This window comes from Siphonobacter sp. (assembly GCF_048595215.1).
Lineage (GTDB): Bacteria > Bacteroidota > Bacteroidia > Cytophagales > Spirosomataceae > Siphonobacter.
The window spans coordinates 19,110-37,610 of the sequence record NZ_JBMDWJ010000150.1 but is presented as its reverse complement, the minus strand read 5'-3'; the positions used below and the strand labels follow the sequence as shown (position 1 = coordinate 37,610).

The 18,501-nt window shown below is 50.1% G+C and carries 15 protein-coding genes; 11 read left to right on the top strand and 4 right to left on the bottom strand.

Annotated features, from left to right (window positions below; all coding sequences use genetic code 11):
* Nucleotides 1–73: 73 nt before the first annotated feature.
* Complete coding sequence (locus ACOJTG_RS08775) at nt 74–1,909, bottom strand: ABC transporter ATP-binding protein (protein WP_420153470.1); 1,836 nt, start codon at nt 1,907–1,909, stop codon at nt 74–76.
* A gap of 786 nt (nt 1,910–2,695) precedes the next feature.
* Between ACOJTG_RS08775 and ACOJTG_RS08770 the strand changes: the two genes are divergently transcribed.
* Complete coding sequence (locus ACOJTG_RS08770; protein ID WP_420153469.1) at nt 2,696–3,727, top strand: glycosyltransferase family 4 protein; 1,032 nt, start codon at nt 2,696–2,698, stop codon at nt 3,725–3,727.
* A gap of 60 nt (nt 3,728–3,787) precedes the next feature.
* Here the strand turns inward: ACOJTG_RS08770 and ACOJTG_RS08765 are convergent, their stop codons facing one another.
* From ACOJTG_RS08765 to ACOJTG_RS08755, 3 genes are all read right to left on the bottom strand, one after another.
* Nucleotides 3,788–4,453, bottom strand: a complete 666-nt coding sequence (locus tag ACOJTG_RS08765) for a hypothetical protein (RefSeq protein WP_420153468.1) — start codon at nt 4,451–4,453, stop codon at nt 3,788–3,790.
* A gap of 148 nt (nt 4,454–4,601) precedes the next feature.
* Nucleotides 4,602–5,159, bottom strand: a complete 558-nt coding sequence (locus ACOJTG_RS08760; protein WP_420153467.1) for a hypothetical protein — start codon at nt 5,157–5,159, stop codon at nt 4,602–4,604.
* Nucleotides 5,160–5,353: 194 nt separating this feature from the next.
* Entirely contained in the window at nt 5,354–6,232 is an 879-nt protein-coding gene (locus ACOJTG_RS08755) for a c-type cytochrome (RefSeq protein ID WP_420153466.1), read from the bottom strand.
* Between the two features lie 749 nt (nt 6,233–6,981).
* Here ACOJTG_RS08755 and ACOJTG_RS08750 point away from each other — a divergent pair.
* The 10 genes from ACOJTG_RS08750 (at nt 6,982) to ACOJTG_RS08705 (ending at nt 18,456) form a co-directional block, all read left to right on the top strand.
* On the top strand, nt 6,982–8,049 hold the full coding sequence (locus tag ACOJTG_RS08750; protein WP_420153465.1) for a sensor histidine kinase: 1,068 nt from the start codon (nt 6,982–6,984) through the stop codon (nt 8,047–8,049).
* Nucleotides 8,046–9,197, top strand: coding sequence for a sensor histidine kinase (locus tag ACOJTG_RS08745; protein ID WP_420153464.1), 1,152 nt, complete (start codon nt 8,046–8,048; stop codon nt 9,195–9,197). Before ACOJTG_RS08750 ends, ACOJTG_RS08745 begins: the two co-directional genes overlap by 4 nt.
* On the top strand, nt 9,194–9,979 hold the full coding sequence (locus ACOJTG_RS08740; RefSeq protein ID WP_104714853.1) for a LytR/AlgR family response regulator transcription factor: 786 nt from the start codon (nt 9,194–9,196) through the stop codon (nt 9,977–9,979). The genes ACOJTG_RS08745 and ACOJTG_RS08740 overlap by 4 nt, the downstream gene beginning before the upstream one ends.
* A gap of 140 nt (nt 9,980–10,119) precedes the next feature.
* Nucleotides 10,120–12,552, top strand: coding sequence for a penicillin acylase family protein (locus ACOJTG_RS08735; RefSeq protein ID WP_420153463.1), 2,433 nt, complete (start codon nt 10,120–10,122; stop codon nt 12,550–12,552).
* A gap of 36 nt (nt 12,553–12,588) precedes the next feature.
* Nucleotides 12,589–12,963 carry a hypothetical protein gene (locus ACOJTG_RS08730; RefSeq protein WP_094814773.1) on the top strand — a complete coding sequence of 125 codons (375 nt, stop codon included), beginning with the start codon at nt 12,589–12,591 and terminating at the stop codon, nt 12,961–12,963.
* Between the two features lie 103 nt (nt 12,964–13,066).
* Nucleotides 13,067–13,684 (top strand): OmpH family outer membrane protein, encoded by a 618-nt coding sequence (locus ACOJTG_RS08725; protein ID WP_420153462.1) that lies wholly within the window; start codon nt 13,067–13,069, stop codon nt 13,682–13,684.
* Nucleotides 13,685–13,853: 169 nt separating this feature from the next.
* Nucleotides 13,854–15,140, top strand: coding sequence for a nucleotide disphospho-sugar-binding domain-containing protein (locus tag ACOJTG_RS08720; RefSeq protein WP_420153461.1), 1,287 nt, complete (start codon nt 13,854–13,856; stop codon nt 15,138–15,140).
* A gap of 182 nt (nt 15,141–15,322) precedes the next feature.
* Nucleotides 15,323–15,784, top strand: a complete 462-nt coding sequence (smpB, locus tag ACOJTG_RS08715; RefSeq protein WP_420153460.1) for an SsrA-binding protein SmpB — start codon at nt 15,323–15,325, stop codon at nt 15,782–15,784.
* A 99-nt stretch (nt 15,785–15,883) separates the two neighbouring features.
* Nucleotides 15,884–17,347 carry an Asp-tRNA(Asn)/Glu-tRNA(Gln) amidotransferase subunit GatB gene (gatB, locus tag ACOJTG_RS08710; RefSeq protein ID WP_420153459.1) on the top strand — a complete coding sequence of 488 codons (1,464 nt, stop codon included), beginning with the start codon at nt 15,884–15,886 and terminating at the stop codon, nt 17,345–17,347.
* Complete coding sequence (locus ACOJTG_RS08705) at nt 17,344–18,456, top strand: redoxin domain-containing protein (RefSeq protein WP_420153458.1); 1,113 nt, start codon at nt 17,344–17,346, stop codon at nt 18,454–18,456. Before gatB ends, ACOJTG_RS08705 begins: the two co-directional genes overlap by 4 nt.
* Nucleotides 18,457–18,501 lie beyond the last annotated feature (45 nt).

The window sequence follows — 18,501 nt, the reverse complement described above, 5'->3', positions numbered from 1 at the left end:
CGTCTTCTCATTCCTCCAAACGAACAAAAAAAAACCGCTTCGGGAGGAAGCGGTTTTTATGGCCTAAGTGAGCTTAGATATTCTGTAACATCGTTAGGCGGCGGTATACACCTTCTTCTACTTCCACAAGTTCTTCGTGGCTACCCCGTTCGACAATTTGTCCCTGGTGTAGGATAAGAATTTCGTCGACATCCTTGATGGTACTCAAGCGGTGGGCAATCACCAGCGTGGTTTTATCGACCATCAGATGATCCAGGGCTTCCTGAACGGATTTTTCCGATTCCGTATCCAACGCAGAGGTCGCTTCATCCAAAATGAGAATGGAGGATTTTTTGAATACGGCCCGGGCAATACTCAAGCGTTGACGCTGACCCCCCGACAGCCGGATGCCCCGATCGCCGATGATGGTTTGGTACCCTTCTTCGGTCTGGGTAATAAAATCATGGGCGTTGGCTACTTTAGCCGCGTGAATGACTTCCTCCATCGTCGCGTTGGGCTGACCCAGGGCGATGTTGTTGAAAATCGTATCGTTAAAGAGAATGATTTCCTGTGATACGAAACTCATCTGATTCCGTAGGGACTCCATCTTATAGTCCCGTACATCGCGACCATCAATCAGAATCTCGCCGTCGGTCACGTCGTAGAAACGTGGGATAAGATCCGCAATCGTTGATTTACCCACACCCGAAGGTCCAACGAGAGCCATTTTCTTGCCTTTTTCAAGCGTGAAGCTCATGTTTTGTAACACCGCCGCATCGCCGTACTGGAAGGAGACATTCCGGAATTCAATTTTATCCCGGAAGTTGGTTAGTTCTACGGCATCGGGTTTATCCTCTACTAAGATAGGTTTGTCCAGAATTTCCAGAATACGCTCACCGGCGGCCCGTCCCTGCTGAATATTCGTAAGGGCTACGACGATAGCCTTCGCGGGGCGAATTACCTGCGAGAAAATGGCAATGAACGCGATGAAAGCACTCGCCTGCAAGCCTCCTTCCTGACTCAGCACCAGACTACCCCCATACACCAGAATACAGGCTACTACAAAAACACCCGACGCCTCCGAAAAAGCCGGAGCCAGTTCGCGACGTTTGAAACCCTGCGAGCTGGCTTTGCGGTAAAAGTCGTTTTCCTGACTAAAGCGTTTCAGGATAAAGGGCGTCGCATTGAAGGAACGAATGATTCGCATGCCCATCAGCGATTCATCCATCAGCGTTAGTAAACGGCCCATGGAAGCCTGTACGTCCTGAGCTTCCTTGCGTAGGCTTTTGGTAACCGCGGCAATCCCTATCGCCGATATGGGAATGATAATCAGCGTAAATAAGGTCAGCTTCGTAGAAATGGCAAACAGAGCAATGAAGTAGCCAATGAAGGTATACGGTTCTTTGAAAATAACTTCAAGCGAACTGGAGGCTACACTCTCAATCGCATATACGTCCCCGTTGAGTCGGGAGAGCAAATCGCCCTTGTGCTCTTTGGTGAAATAACCCAGATGCAGGTGATTAATCTTTTCGAAAAGTGCTTCTCTCAATCGTTTGACCAGCATGGTACGGGCATTGAGCAGGCAACGCTGAGCGAAATACCGGAAGGTGTTCGATAGCAATACCGAAGTCACGATCATAGCTGCTAAAAAGTACAGGGCGTAGATGGGATCGCTGACTTTGAACTGGTAAATCAAATGATAGAAATAGTCCTTAAAGTAGCTGCCTGAAAGCGTAAACTCAGGTTCCCGGGCGTATTTCGCGGCCTCTTCGGCAATGTGTGAAGAGTCAAATAAAAAATTCAGAAGGGGGATAATCAGAGCGAATTGAAAAACGCTGAAAAAGACCGACGCTAACGTAAACAGAAAAAACGGAATGATGAATTTTCTGAGTGGCGTTACGTACTTCAGAAGACGACTATAGATTTTCATTTACTTGCTAACTTCTAAATTTTTTAGGGAGTAAGAACGCTGATCCATTATTTGAAGAAGATCAACACACGTATCGCCCCCAGAATCAACGAATGAAAGATAAATTTATGTATGGATAGAGGCTTTGCCGGGGCAAAAATAAAGTCGGACGCAGGGAATGACACCTTAAGCGGACTATTTTTCCATCGATCTGCAAAAGCACTTAGAGCAAAAAAGGCTCCTCAACAGCCCTTTAGAGACCCACTTTCACTAGTCAAACGTTGGAAATAGTGAAAAAAAAAGGATAAAAATGAGCGGTATGCTGGCGGGAAAAGAAACAAAATACCTTTTTAATGACTTTATTAATACTTAGGTATGAATCAGAGAAGTAAGACGTTCATACCCGTAAAAATACCGATCCATTCGCTAAAAAAAGAGGTAGTAAAACCGGGTCTTCTGAAGAAAATGAACAATAAGATTCCTGCTGAATCGGTTAACTATACTCGCCATGCGTAGGCCCGTTTGCTCATTATTTGTTGGGGTGAATCCAACGCTTGCTCCACAAATGGTGTCTAGACAAGCAGAGTAGCGATGCTGGAAAGCTTTTTTAGGTCTTCCACGCGTGGATCCCAGCGGTCTTAAGCTAGTCAGGTTCATTCGTATTTCATTCGTCTGCATTCGCAGGAACAAGCCCATTTTGGGACCGGCTCCCTATCGTCAGAACCTGCTCTATCTAGGTAGCGGATGCAGTCATGTCTTTAAAATGTATAGGAATTTATGTCCTCAATAATCCTTGATTGTGGTTTAATGAAGTTTCCCAACTCGGGTTTGTATCACTACTGCTTAAATATGAGCGAACAGGTGAACAAACTGTTGCGAAAACAGCAAAAGCCGCCGATGATGATGTACGTACCGCCCGCCGAACGGCTTCAAATTCAGCCGGAGAAGCATCATATCATCGAACGGAAATGGCATAAAATCTGGAAACCCTTTCTGGCCGGCTGTAAAGTCTGGCACGCTCCGTTTCAATCGGGCCGTATTATTCCGGAGCGGGATAGCGACACACGGGTGGTACTGACGGTGCATGATTTGAATGCCCTGCACGAAGGCAAAGCCCGGGAGGAACAACTCCGCAGTCTAGCCCATACGCAAAACCTCATTGACCGAAGTGATGCCATTGTTTGCATCTCGGAATTCACTAAAAATGACGTACTCAATAATTGTGACGTAAATGGTAAGCCCATTCACGTCATTCACAATGGCCTCAATAAGCTGAGTACGCCCTACCTGGAGGCTACTTCTTACCGTCCCCGTCGCCCTTTTCTGTTTGGGCTGGGTTACGTAAATACGAAAAAGAATTACCACGTACTGCTGCCCTTACTACTGGCCAATCCCGATCTGGAGTTAGTCGTAGCGGGACATCACGATGAACCCGAATACGCGTCCCGCATGTGGACGATGGCCGAGGATATGGGCGTGAGTGATCGGCTTTATTTGGCCGGGCCGATTTCGGAAAGTGAGAAGGCCTGGTACCTGGATAACTGCATGGCCTTTTTGCATCCTTCCTTGGCCGAAGGGTTTGGCTTTACCGTCGTGGAAGCCATGTCGTTTGGTAAACCCGTCTTTATTTCGAATCTGACTTCGTTACCCGAAATCGGCGGTGATGCCGCCTTCTATTTCTCCGATTTCGAAGCCGAGCACATGCAACGCGTGTTCCGGGAGGGCATGCATACGTATAATACCACGCCACTCGCTGAGCAGTTGAAGAAAAGAGCCGAAAACTTTAGCATGGAACGCAGTGCCAGCCAGTACCTGGATGTGTATCAATCACTACTCTAGAAAAAAATAAGCTCGCCACTGCTGAAGTGGCGAGCCATTTACGGGGGTCAGAATAGACAATTAATGCTTGCTGGGTAGGGGTAAATGAAAGGTGCCTTCCGTGAGAACCAGCGAATCTTTTTTACTCTGCTGCTTGTACCCATTCCCTTCGGGATCGATGGAAGAATCAAAGCCCGTTGTTTTGGTGATCACTTTATCTTCCATTTTGTTCATCAGTCGGCCCATGCCGCCGAATACCGTAGCACTCGATTTTTCTTTCCAGTACGAGCCTGCCAGTACGCCACTAAACGTAGCTTCGAGCGAACCGTCGGCATTCTTCTTCACGACTACCGTTTCATCATTATTTTGGGATTTGCCCACGTGGTATTCCATGCGAGGCTCCCGGGTTTCTTTTACGTACTTAATCACCGCCAGACCTTTGTAGCCGCTACCGGCTTGAACCTTGGCTTTATTGCCCTTACTATCGGCTTTATCGGCGTCTACGACCAGATACGTACCGGGCTCAATGCCGTCCGTATGATCGTAACTGCCCAGCCAGATACGTAAAGACTGATCAGGCTTACTCGTATTGGCGGTAATCCACCAGTACGCTCCAATGCGAATCCGGCGGGGTTGGCTCTGGAATTCTTCCCCGTTAATTTTTGCCTTCAGGGTATTTGCATTCGGAAGTTGGGCCAGTGCTGCAGTCGAAAACAGAAGGCCGACTAGGATGGAAAAGAGTTTCATGGTGCGTTAAATCAGAAAGGAGTGCGAAAAGGAATGCTACACGCTTAGTCGTGATCCAGTTGCGGAAGAGAAACACCGCTTTCATTATTTTTCAAGTAAAAAAGAACGGACGCGTGGGTTGGCATAAACGTCCGTTCAGGTGCGACTTCTACTGTTTTAAGAACAAAACGATTTTGGTGGTGTAGCCCTCGGACTTTTCGGTGATGCTGATCTTAAGCGAGCTGCTTGAGACTTCATCTACTTTCCAAACAACGGCCTCATTGGGATTGCCTTCCTCGTACATCTTAAAAGTCTTATTTTGAGCGTTATAGCTCCAGAGGCTGTTTGCCGATACGGGAACTTCCGTATCCGGCTCTTCGTCGGGGGGGCATACTTTACTTCCTTCGCTGCCGGAGATCTTACCGCTTTTCTCGAAACGAATGCGATCATCTTTGGCACATTCGGGAAATTCATCGACTAAATCGCCACCCGTTTCTTCACCGCTTTCGTCCTCGGTAAGGGTAAAAATGAAAGATTGAATCTTTAAATCTTTTCCCGCACAGGGCAGCGATGAAGTACCATTGTTGCCACCACCGCCACCACCGGGCTGTTCCTGGCCCGGGTTATCGGGATCAACGGGTTCGGGATCTTTTTTACAGGAGCTAACCAGCAGGATTAGGCCAAACAATACCATTTTAAGCGAAAGAGATACAGAGAAACGTGACATGATTGAAGGTTGTTTGATAGAATACTGATACAAAGGTTGAACAGACGAATGAAAAGGGGAGGGCTGATTCGAGTCAATTGGTAAATGAGCGTACTGAATCCACAAAAAAGCGACTTCGATTGAAGACAGGAACGGAGCATGCGATCATTTATAGACCTTTAGGTATTGATTTAGAATACCAGTAAGCGGTCTGGTTAGGGCAGACTCTGGAAGTATTTGTACAGAGCCACGAGTTCTTTTTCCTGATACTGAGCGGTCATTTTCCAGGGCATATCTTCATTCTTGAGGACACGTCCTTCGGGCGTATGACCGGTTCGAAGGGTATGGATGAACTGCTGTTGGGTCCATTTACCCACGTGGCCACTACGGGTCAGATCGGGTACGGGGGGCGAACCGGGAGCGGCCCCTTCACCTCCCTTGAAGGTAGGCTGATGGCAACCCGAGCAGGATACGGCCAGGTATTTTCCCTGAGCAATACCACCGCTGGTATCGGCCTGCGTCAGAAGAGCTCGGTGGTGGTCGATTTTTTCAACCGACAGCAGCGGCATTTTATCCAGATACGAAAATACCTGAACGACGGGCCCCAGTTTGATCGGAGCCCAGGCCTGATCCACGGGGGGCAGTTGACGGCAGTACGCAATCAGGGCGGCCATATCTTGCTGAGAGAGCAGGGTAGTCTCGTGCGAGGGCATAAAAATGAGCGGTCGTCCATTATGGCCCACGCCGTGTCGTAAGGCCCGTATCCAGTCTTCGGCGGCGTAGTCGCTGGGTAATCCGCCTTTTCCACGCGTTAGGTTGGTGGCAACGAGTCGGCCCATGGGCGGCTCATCGATCATTACTTTTCCGGCCAGATTTTCACCGTGACATTCGATGCAGCCTTTGATGAGAGCGACGTGTTTCCCGCGTTCAATACTCAGGGAGTCGGTAGGAATGGGAAAACTTTCGCGGGCAAAGTCGTAGGTTTTTTCGACGCGTTCCGTAATGTTTCGGGCAATGACGGCGTAGGCGATGCCCAGCAGTAGGACGAGGGAGCCCAGTACTATGCCGGTCCCTTTTAGGATTTTTACCAACATTATTGAAAAGAGGAATAAGAAAGGTGAAGGTGAAAACAAGAGAGATCCTACGCTTGGGTATGACTCAAATCGCAGGAATCTCTCCAGACGTTGATTGAAAGGTTGAACGGTACTAACTCCTTAAATCCCTTAACCAAGTAGAAATCGGTTTGGTGATACAAAGATTTGCCTGGCCCGGCTGCTTCCAAGGAGCGTACCTACTCAAGTGAAGCTTCTGAGGGATGAATCGCCGAAAAAGCCCGATCAATTGTATCGGGCTACGTGCGAGCAATTGGACGATTAACTGTCAGATTATCAGTTGTGTATAATAAAATCTTGAACTTTTCGGCTGGTGCTACCTAAAATACAGTTCATGCAGGGCTTGTCTCAGTTGAACCAGCGAAGCGTTTAACCCCTTGCACGAAGGAGGTACGTTTGCAGGGATCTTTATCCACCCAAACGCTACCCGACTATGCATCCGAACCTTCACCGAAAGCCAGCAGCTTCGCTATACACTACCTCTTTAGTCCGAGTCTGGACGGTACTTTATAGGGTATAGAAGAAACTCGGTTCGCAGTTCATGTATCCTTTTTGACAATTCAGTCAGAAATCTTTCCCGCTCAGGGTAGATCCGGCTCAGGGGTTTACTAAATCCAGTGTAGCTTTACCTACCCTGACCAAGCCCCTAAGAAATGCCCCTTTCATTGCTGCTACGCCAAGTGGCAAGGGCCCTGAACATTCGACCGAAGTTTGAAAATCAGGACCCGTTTATGCCCCGATTATTTCCTTTTTTGGAACAACGCAATTTGTTCAGGGGTGGCCTGCTCTGGTTATTGATTGTCGTGTATACGCCCGTATTCTGTTACCTGTTTTGGGGAAGCTTGTACTGGGCTAGCTGGACGAACCTGCTGGGCATTTCCCTGATTATGTTCGTTTTTAACGCGTTGGATGCGTTTTTTCTACAATGGCTGGCTCAGCAAATTGGCGTGTATTTCCCGCATCCGCACCAGTCCGTTCTGCGGCTGAGTAGCATGATCAGTTTGTTTGTAGGCATTAACTTCTTTCTGGGGCAGCAGTTGATGTATGCGTTGGGTGCTACGCAGTGGTTCGGCTATTCCTACAAACCCGCACAGGCTCCGTGGGTACTAGCGGCGATGACGTGTATGAACATTTTACTGGCCGGGGTAAGCGAGGGCGTGTATGCCTTTACGCAGTGGCGGATTCATCAGGAAGAACTCGAAGCCCTTGAACATCAGCAGTTACAAATGCAGCTTGAAGAAGTAAAACAGCAGGTAAATCCCCACTTCCTGTTCAATAGCTTAAATTCTTTGTCCGTACTCATTGCCGATAATCCGCGGCAGGCGGAACGTTTTGTGGACGAGATGGCGACCGTATATCGCTACCTGTTGCAAGCCGGGCAGATGGCTACGCCGGGCGGCGGACTGGTCACGCTGGAAGCCGAACTGCGGTTTTTACAAGCCTACTCGTATTTGCTTCACACGCGTTACGGATCGGCTATTGCCTTGGAAGTGGACGTCTGCGAGGCCGCCCGAACGCAGTACCTACCCGTACTGACGCTTCAGACGCTGGTCGATAATGCCATCAAACACAATGTAGTACTGGCCCAACAACCGTTATCCATTCAGATTCGGGCGACTTCGCCTACGCTATTACGGGTGAGTAATTCCCTGCAAAAACGCTCCGTGACTATTCCCCTCAACCGAGCTGGACTGTCGATGCTTATGGCTCGTTATCACTTGTTACAGGGTGAATCGGTACAGGTGTCGGTGGAAGATCAACGGTATACCGTCGAACTTCCTTTATTGCCATTGGTATGAGAGAGCTGATTCATCGCTGCTTTCCCACGGCACGAAGTCGCTGGATGTACGCCTTCATCGCCCCTTGGATTATTCCCCTGATGGCGTATTTGCTCATTGGGCAACCCTACCTGCAAACGGGGTCGACGTTTGCGGGTGGTACACTGGTAGTCGGGATCCTGAGTACACTCGCTTTTCTAGCCCATAACGAGGTCGCCGATCGCATTACCCGGAAGTATCCGCATTTACGGCAGACCATTAAACGAATTGTCTGGACGACGCTGTGTTTCACGGGTTTATCCGCGTTTTTTCTGTATTCCTACGTAATGACGTTTGCCGTAGGGGGCTTTTTCAATACGGAATTATCGCTGGGAGCCATGCGGGCGAATCAAGGGGTTATTCCTACCTGGAATCGCCTGTTTGAGCGGATGTTTGGTATGGAAGTCACGCCTCCCACGCTCGTTTTTCTGTATGCCTGGGATGTGTTTTGTCTGCTAACCTTCGTCTTTGTTTATGAAGTGTTTTATTCCCTGGAACAATGGCAGGCCAGTCAGAAAAATAAGGAAACGCTCAAAAAAGCCCGTTTACAAGGGCAATTACAGAGTTTGCGGAGCCAGATTAGTCCCCATTTTCTCTTCAATAGTTTGAACTCGCTCTCGTCACTGATTGCCGACGAGCCGCAAAAAGCCGAAGATTTTGTCAATGAAATGGCGAAAGTCTACCGCTATCTCTTGCAAACCAGCGAACGTGAGCTAACGCCGCTCTCGGTAGAGCTGGCCTTCATTCGTTCGTACTACCACTTGCTCAAAACTCGGTACGGAGCTGGGTTACACCTGGATGTAGCCGTCGATCCAGCGTATCTCAAGTACCAGTTGCCACCCCTGACTCTTCAGATGCTGGTGGAAAATGCGGTGAAGCACAACGTCATCCTGGCTACCAAGCCCCTGTACATCCACATTGGAACAACCCCCACGGGCGAATTACTGGTGAGCAATAATTTACAAACTAAAGCCAAACGTCCAGGCGTCGTTGAATCGACCCAGGTAGGCCTAGCGAACATTACCGCCCGTTACCGCTTACTCGATCAACCGGAACCGCAGATTACCAACGGTCCCGACCACTTCAAAATTCTGTTGCCTTTATTCACTGAAAATGTATCTGAAGTATGAACGTTTTAATCGTTGAAGATGAAGAATTAGCCGTCCGCAAGCTGGTTCGCTTGTTACAGGAAATCGAACCCAGCCTAACGGTACTGGCCTCGACGGCGAGTATCGAAGAAACCGTTGACTGGATTGAAGGCAACCGGCAGCAAGGGAATGCCGAGCCGGACCTGATTTTCATGGATATTGAACTGGCCGATGGACAGAGCTTCGCCATCTTCGAACAGGTCGATATTTTCAGTACCATCATTTTTACCACTTCTTACGACGAATACGCCCTGCAGGCTTTCAAAGTCAATAGCATCGACTACCTGCTTAAGCCCGTGCAGCGGGAAGAACTCGAACGCGGGCTTCGCAAGTACCATGATCTGTCGGCTCGTGCACAGCCTTCCTTACCGTTTAACCTGGATCAGGTACTACAGGTCTGGCGAAATCAGTTGCAGACGAAAGAATATCGTAAGCGATTTCTGGTACGGCAGGGGCAACGGCTGTTATCCGTAGAGGTAGCTGAAATTGCCTTTTTCTTTACCGACGAGCGATTCAGCTTCTTTAAAACCCATTCCGGACAGAAGTTTTTGGTGGACTATACCCTCGACGAACTCACCGACATGCTCGATCCGGATTTGTTCTTTCGAATCAGTCGGGGCGTCATCGTTACGCACGCGAGTGTCGAACAGATTCAACCGTATTTTGGCAATCGGCTGGCTCTGGGGCTCAAACCAGTCTTTGAAAAAGAAGCGTTGGTTAGCCGCGAAAAAGTAAGTGATTTTAAAAAATGGATGGGCAAGTGAGGCCGTAGAAATGCGACGCGGGCCGTAATCGCCAAGTAATACGCCTGCCGAGTAACGTACCGAATCCCCTAGAAAAACTCTTTTTTCTTGCCGTCAGAACCCTTACGTTTGTATTCTTACATCACGTACAGTACATCGACATGAAGAAAGCGGTTCTTAGTCTGGCCCTGACGGGTGGGTTGTTGTGGGCTCTGGGCACTTCATTTAGTCCTTTGCCTGCCCTGGGGGCCTTCTTAAGTCCATTTTCGGGATTTTGGAGTAATGAGCGACGCATCCAGATGCTCGACGCCGAAATACACCTGCCGGGCGTTGAGTCAGAAGTCATTATTCGTTACGACGATAACCGGGTTCCGCACATTTTCGCCGAGAATGATCACGATTTATACTACGCCCAAGGGTACGTAACGGCCCGGGATCGCCTGTTTCAAATGGATCTGACGATCCGTTCCGCCGCCGGACGCCTGAGTGAAGTAGTGGGCGAGCAGGCCTTGCCCCTGGATTTGTACAAACGCCGGACGGGTTCGGTCAAAGCCGCCGAAGAAGCCTGGAAGTTTGTCCAGCAGGACGTGAAAATTCGCCGGGTCATCGAAGCCTACAGTGACGGGATCAATGCCTATCTGTCCAATTTACGACCCGCTGATTACCCCATTGAGTACAAAATGCTGGGCTTCACGCCCGAAGCCTGGACGCCCGAAAAGTCTATGCTGCTGATGGTGGAAATGACGCATACGCTGGCCACGCCCCGCGACGGCGATGCGGCCTTGACCAATGTGCTGCAAAAGTTTGGTCTGGAGGTACTCCAGGATTTATATCCCGATTACGCCGACCGTGAAAGTCCGATCATCCCTAAAGAAACGAAATGGAAATTTAAACGCAGTCCCCTTCCCAAAGTACCCAAAGACTATGCCGAAGGGACGGCTTCCGTGCAGGAACCCCTTTCCTGGCCCGAGCGGGTAGAGGGTATCGGCTCCAATAACTGGGCGATTGCGGGCGAGAAATCCGCTACGGGTTTGCCCATTCTGGCGGGTGATCCCCACCTGGGCTTAACGCTCCCCTCCATTTGGTATCAGATTCAGCTATCGACCCCCGAAAGCAATGCCTACGGCGTATCACTGCCGGGGGCTCCCTGCATTATTATTGGATTCAACCACGACATTGCCTGGAGTGAAACCAATGTCGGCTCCGATGTGGCTGATTTGTACACCATCGTCTTTAAAGATTCGACCCGGCGTGAATACCTGTACCGACGGCAGTGGTATAAAACCGACTTCCGGGTTGAGGAAATCAAAGTCAAAGACAAACCATCCGTCATTGATACCGTGGTGTATACGCATCATGGGCCCGTGGCACTGCCCCGCTGGGGGAATGATCCCAGGCCAAATCTGGCCCTTCGCTGGATTGCTCATGAGCCGGGTAATCCCGTCAAAACGTTCTACATGCTCAACCGCTCGAAAAATTACGACGATTACGTACGGGCTCTGAGTCATTACGTTGCTCCGGCTCAAAACTTTGTCTTCGCCAGTAATGAAAACGACATTGCCCTCTGGGTAAACGGAAAGTTTCCGCTGAAATGGAAAGAACAGGGTAAGTTCCTGCTGGACGGTTCGAAAGCGGCTCACGATTGGCAGGGTTGGATTCCCCACGCCCATAATCCGCACGTAAAAAACCCTAAACAGGGCTACGTAAGTTCGGCCAATCAGGCCCCCACCGATGATTCGTATCCGTATTATCTACACTGGCGGTTTGCGGAGGCGAACCGAGCCATTCGGATTAATGAACGACTGGAAGCCATGGAGCAGGCTACCGTTGACAGCCTTCGTTTATTACAGAACGATACGTACAATGTATTAGCCCGAGATTTGCTACCCACCTTACTGGAGCAGATTAAGATGGGGGATCTCAATGCCGCCCAATATTCAACGTATACGGCTCTGAAACAGTGGGATTATGAGTATACGACGCAGGCCGTAGCTCCTACCATTTTTGAGAAATGGGTGGAAAACCTTCCCTTCTTCGTTTGGGATGAATTTACTACGGATGCGAAAAAGCCCTTGCAGCTCCCGCAAAAGGACCGGCTCTGGCAACTGATTTTAAAAGAACCGGATTCCAAATGGTTTGATCGCGTCGAAACGGCGGACGTAAAAGAGAACCAGACGGATATTATCCGACTTAGCTTCAAAGCGACCGTCGATTCGCTCACCCGCCAGTACGGCACCTATTCCTCGAAAAACTGGGCTTGGGGAGCGGTCAAAGGTTCGACGATTGCTCACTTGGTACCTCCCTTGAAATCCTTTGGTCGCAGCAACGTCGTAGCGGGCGGCGGTGCCGATGTGCCGAATGCCTTCCGGGGTAAATGGGGACCTTCCTGGCGAATGGTGGTGGCTCTGGGAAAAGACGGACCCAAGGCCTACGGTATATATCCGGGTGGGCAGTCGGGAAATCCCGGTAGCCCGTATTACGACAATATGGTCAACACCTGGGCGGAAGGCAAACTCAATGAACTCGTGTACCTGAAAGCCATTGATGAAAACCATCCTAAGGTGTTAAGTACGCTGAAAATCAGTAAACGCTAAGGCCGGATACTCTTTACCAGTATTAAAACGTTCGTTATGCAATTCGTTTTGATGATTTTACTTTCCGCAATGGTCCAGTACTTTCTTCCCTGGTGGTCCGTTGTCATCATACCGTTCCTGATTTCGGCCTGGAAAGGCAAGAGCGGGAGTAAAGCTTTTTTAAACGGTTTTCTCGCCACCGCCCTGCTCTGGTTTGGTATGGCTTACTACGAACACCTTCGGTCGGGGGGAATTCTAACGGACCGGATCAGTGAACTTTTTCGGGGGATTGGTACCATTGGCTTGCTGACGGCTACGACCTGGAGTGGAGCCCTGCTGGGTGGAATGGCCTCCCTGAGTGGGTATTTGGTACGGCAGGCGGTTTTCCCCAAGAACCCTTCCCCCGCCGAAAAAGCACAAGCCTATTGGTAGTCTTACGTAAATTCCTGAAATACTGCGTGCAACCGAGCTTGCCACTTCGGGGCAATTGGCTATTTTTGCCGACCTAATTGTTTAATCAAACCAGCTAGACTCAGTGAAAAACCTTTCGTTAGCCCTTAATGCCGTGTTGGTCGTGGCGGTGGCCGTTTTGTATTACCTGCATTTTAAAGGCGATAGTAGCGCTTCGAGTGGCAATAGTGCCGCCGTGACCGCTGACGGTCGGGCCATCGTGTATGTAAATGCCGATTCCTTATTGAATAACTACGATTTCTTTAAAGATACTCAGAAAGCTTTCGAACAGAAGGGTACGCAACTCGACGTGGAACTCAACCAGAAAGGCGGAGCCATCCAACGTGAAATTCAGATTTTCCAACAACGGGCCGGTGGTATGTTAGCCGCTGAAGCTCAGGCTAAACAACTGGAATTACAGAAGAAGGCCTCTGACTTTGAAAACTACCGTCAGAAAGCCGCGAATGACCTGTCGGTAGAGCGGGCGGATCAAACCGAAAAGCTGTACGACAACATTTTCGAGTACATCAAAAAATACAACAACGATAATAAGTACCAATACGTACTGGGTTATCAGAAAGGTGGCGGAATTCTATTTGCAGACTCGAAACTCGACATTACGCAAAAAATGATCGAAGGTCTCAACAAAGAATACAAGGCGACGCAGCCCAAAACCGAAGAGAAAAAAGAGGAAAAGAAATAAGCTCTTTAACCTCATTACTCAAAAAGCCCTGACATCGCTGATGCCAGGGCTTTTTGTTGGACGATGGATGGACGCTACAGTTCATGTTCTCTTTTAAACAGTTCAGTCAGGCTGCCTGACTAGCCTGCCGGAAGGTGGTGTAGGTTTGCTGAACTGTTGAATTTCAGGAATGAATGCGAAGAAACTATTAGTAGCGACAACCCCCGACTCCGTAAGACCGCTGACGGCTCTGGCAGTATACCTCCAATCCCAGGGGTATGAGGTGGGCTGGTATACGGGTCCGAGTTATGAGTCGCTCATTACTAAACTCGGCTTAGGCTTTTACCCTTTTCAGCGGGCTACGGAGGTGCCTGCTACCGAAGTCAACCAGGTTTGGCCGCAACGTCAAAAGCTCACACGTACGCTCACCCGCTTGCGTTTCGATCTGACCCACCGCTTCCTGGCTCCCATTCCTGATTTTCTGACCGATCTGAAAGCCGTTTACGCACAGTTTCCCTTCGATGCGGTGTTGTGCGACATGGCCTTTATGGCGGCTCCTTTTCTGAAATCCATTTTCAAGGTTCCCGTGGGCGTATTCGGGCTGGGGCCGCTCGGCGTTTCTTCAAGGGATGCTCCTCCCTACGGCTTAGGCTGGCAACCCGCTCAGTCGCTGCTCAGTAAAAGTCGCCAGCGGTTGCTTGAGTACTGGGTTCGAAACTACTTTTTCAAGCCTTCTACGCAGCTCTACAATACCTTGCGAAAGCAGTATGGATTACCCGCCAGTCGGGATTTTTGTCCGGATGCGGTCCTGCGGGAAGCGGATGTATATCTGCAATGCGGCGTACCGGGCTTCGAATACCAACGCCGGGATCTGAGTGCGAACGTTCAGTTTGTGGGGCCGCTTTTTCCGTACCGGGCGGTAATGCCCGTGTCAGGGCCCCTACGGGTGTGTCCGAAACGATACCAGCGCGTCGTGCTGGTATCCCAGGGCCTGCATCAGCCTGATCCGAAAAAGCTCTTGATTCCAACGCTGGAGGCTTTTACCTCCGATCTCTCTACGCTGGTGATTGCCACTACGGGCGGACACCAGACCCAGCAGTTGCGGCAACAGTTTCCGCAGACTCATTTTGTACTGGAAGATTACGTGGATTTTCAGGCGCTCATGCCGCAGGTGCACGTATTCGTGACAAGCGCCGGTTACGCCAGTACGCTGGCCGCCGTTCAGCACGGCGTACCTATCGTAGCGACGGGATTGCACGAAGGGAAAAATGAGATTGCCGCCCGGGTGGCGTATTTCCGGCTGGGTATTCGCCTGAAAACGGAAATGGCGACAGCCCGTGAGATCAAAAAGGCTGTGGATGAGGTAGTGCAGCAGGGAAGCTACCGCCGGAACGTCAAACGACTGGCGAAAGAATGTGCCCGCTATCCGGTGCATGAACTCTGTCACCAGCATATTCAGCGTTTCTGGAACGAATAAATGATTGTTTATTTCCGGCTACGGTCCAGCGTAGAAACCGGTCGGGCCCAGCAGAAACGCGTCAAGTTGTCTATTCGAAAGCTATCTTTGGAATCAATTCACGCCGCTGGGCTAGAGGTCCACTTTTTTTCGTGAAAAAGAACCGGCCAAAGAAGGATAGGCCGGCTATTACAGGAACCGATATGGCAGAAAAAGAGAAAATACAGAAGCACGTCGAGATCAAAAATCGCCGGGCTTCCTTTGAATACCAGTTTTTAGAAACCTTCACGGCGGGTATCATCTTATCCGGAACCGAAATTAAATCCATTCGTCAGGGCAAAGCCAACCTCACTGATGCGTACTGTCTGCTGCTCAACGATGAGCTCTACGTACGGAACATGAACATTTCCAAGTACGAAGAAGGGACCCACTACAACCACGAACCCATTCGGGATCGCAAGTTACTGCTTCAGAAAAAGGAGATCCGTCGCCTGGTGGGTAAGCTGAAAGACCAGGGCCTAACGATTGTCCCGACGCGTCTGTTCATCTCGGATCGCGGCTTTGCCAAGCTCAATATTGCTCTGGCCAAAGGGAAAAAACTGCACGATAAGCGTCAGGACATCAAAGAAAAAGACGTCAAACGCGACATGGCCCGCGACGAGTAGCCCCTGGAACCCATAGCCCGGTACCGTTGAATTCGGAACCGGGCTAAAGCCTTTCCCCATAAAAGCGTACCTTTGCGTTCTGATCCATTATAGCCTACCGTGTCGTCGATTAAATCCCAGTACGAGCTGGTCATTGGTCTGGAAGTCCATGCCCAGTTACTGACCGAAAGTAAAATTTTCGCGGCTGATGCCAACCAGTTCGGCTCCCTGCCCAACCGGAATATCTCCGTTATCACGCTGGGGCATCCCGGCACCTTGCCCAAGCTGAATGCCAAAGCCGTAGAACTGGCCGTGCGTTTCGGACTGGCAACCAATAGTCAGATTGCCCGCCGTACGGTATTCGACCGGAAAAACTATTTCTATCCCGATCTGCCGAAAGGCTATCAGATTTCTCAGGACAAACATCCGATTTGTATCGGTGGTGAAATCTGGATTAAGGGAAAAGATGGGCAGGAAAAGGCCATTCCGATGCACCATACGCATTTGGAAGAAGACGCGGGCAAATCCATTCACGACGAACATTCCAGCGATACCCTGCTCGATTACAACCGGGCCGGAACCCCACTCATTGAAATCGTATCGGACCCTTCGATGCGTTCGGCCGAAGAAGCCGGCGCGTATTTGACGGAGGTACGGAAGCTGGTTCGCTACCTGGACATCTGCGATGGCAACATGGAGGAAGGTAGTTTGCGTTGCGACGCCAACATCTCCGTTCGCAAGTTCGGCGATCCGGTGCTGGGTACGAAGGTGGAAGTGAAGAATATGAACTCGGTTCGCTTTCTGCAAAAAGCCATCGAGTACGAATACGAGCGGCAGGTAGCCATGGTGGAAGCCGGCGAAACCATCATTCAGGAAACGCGGATGTTCGATCCCGAAACGGGTCGGACGTACGGCATGCGGGTGAAGGAAACGATGAACGATTATCGGTATTTCCCCGAGCCGGATCTGGTACCTATCCTCATTACGGACGAACAGCTGGAAAGCATCCGTAGCCAGATGCCGACGCTGCCCCGCCAGCTCGTTCAAACCTACACGACGCAGTACGGACTGAGCGAAGCCGATGCTTTGTCGCTGACCGAATCGAAAGCAACGGTTGCGTATCTGGAGGCGCTGATCGCCGCCGGAACGACTCCAAAAGCGGCTGCAAACTGGCTGATGGGTTCCGTTCGTACCTGGATGAACGAAAGCAAGCAGGATCTGACGGAATTTCCGTTAACTCCGCAGACACTGGCTGCTTTGATTCAACTGGTAGAAGAAAACAAAGTCAGTCACTCGGCAGCGGCTCAAAAGCTGTTCCCGGCGCTGATTGAGACCCCTGATGTTTCGCCGCTGGCACTGGCCGAACGTTTGCAACTGCTGCAACAGGGCAATAGTGACGTACTTCAGGCGTTGATTGATGAAGTATTACAAGCCTGGCCCGATAAGGTCAAGGAATACAAAAAAGGCAAAAAGGGACTGATTGGATTATTCGTGGGCGAAGTCATGAAAAAGTCGAAAGGCCAGGCCGACCCGAAAGTAACCAATCAGCTCGTAGCCCAATCGTTAGACGCTAGTACGCTATGAAACTGATTTTTTCCACGATTCTTTTCCTATCGACGCTGACGGGTTTCGCTCAGCAGGATACCTACCATATTCAGGGACAGGTACGAAACCCGAATGTCAACGAAAAAGCCTACCTGCAGATCGTCAATGATCGCGGCTTGCCCGTATCTATTGATTCGTCCGTGATTACGAGTCAGGGATTCGAAATGAAAGGGAAAGTACTCGATGGGGGTGGTTTTTACCGCTTATTGCTCGGCGGAAGCAAACCGGTTATTTTGTTGCTGGAAGGCAGTGAGAATCTGCAGGTAGAGGCTGACGTAAAGGCCCCGCAGGCAACGAAGGTGACAGGTTCGAAAAACATGGCTTACTACGATCAGCTCAATGCCATGGCCGCCGCTTTCAAGAATCAGGTGGATCGACTGAATTTGTCGTACGAACAGGCTACCCAGAAGAAAGATAAAACGGCTCAGCAGAAAATTCAGCAGCAGTTCGAGCAGGGGCAAACCGACATGGTAACCAAGGTCAAGGCCTTACTGCCCGAAATGGGCTCTTCACTGGCGGCTTTGTACGCTACCAATTTTCTGAATCAGGAACAGGATTTCGAGGTATTCGAACAACTGGCCGATCGGTTTGAGAAAGAAAAACCTAACGTTAAGATTTACAAAGCCTTTATCGCTACGGTGCGTCGGGTACAAACCAGTCGGAAAGGTCTGAGTATTGGTAGTCCGGCTCCGGAAATCAACCTGCCCGATCCGCAGCAGAAGATTGTCTCGCTTTCTTCATTACGCGGTAAATACGTACTCATCGACTTCTGGGCGGGCTGGTGCGGTCCCTGCCGTCGGGAGAACCCCAACGTGGTTCGCCTCTACAACCAGTATAAAGACAAAGGCTTTACAATCTACGGCGTATCGCTGGACTCAGACCGGAAAATGTGGACGGATGCCATTCAAAAAGATGGTCTGACCTGGACCCAGGTATCCGATTTGAAATACTTCGATTCCGCCGCGGCCATTGATTACGGGATTCAGCACATTCCCTTCACGGTACTCATCGATCCGCAGGGGAAGGTCATCGCCAAGGAACTTCGCGGCGAGGCCTTGGAGGCCAAGTTGAAGGAGTTAATGCCCTAAGTAGATAAGTAGAGTAAAGAGGTGAGAGGATAGTGACTAAGGTTA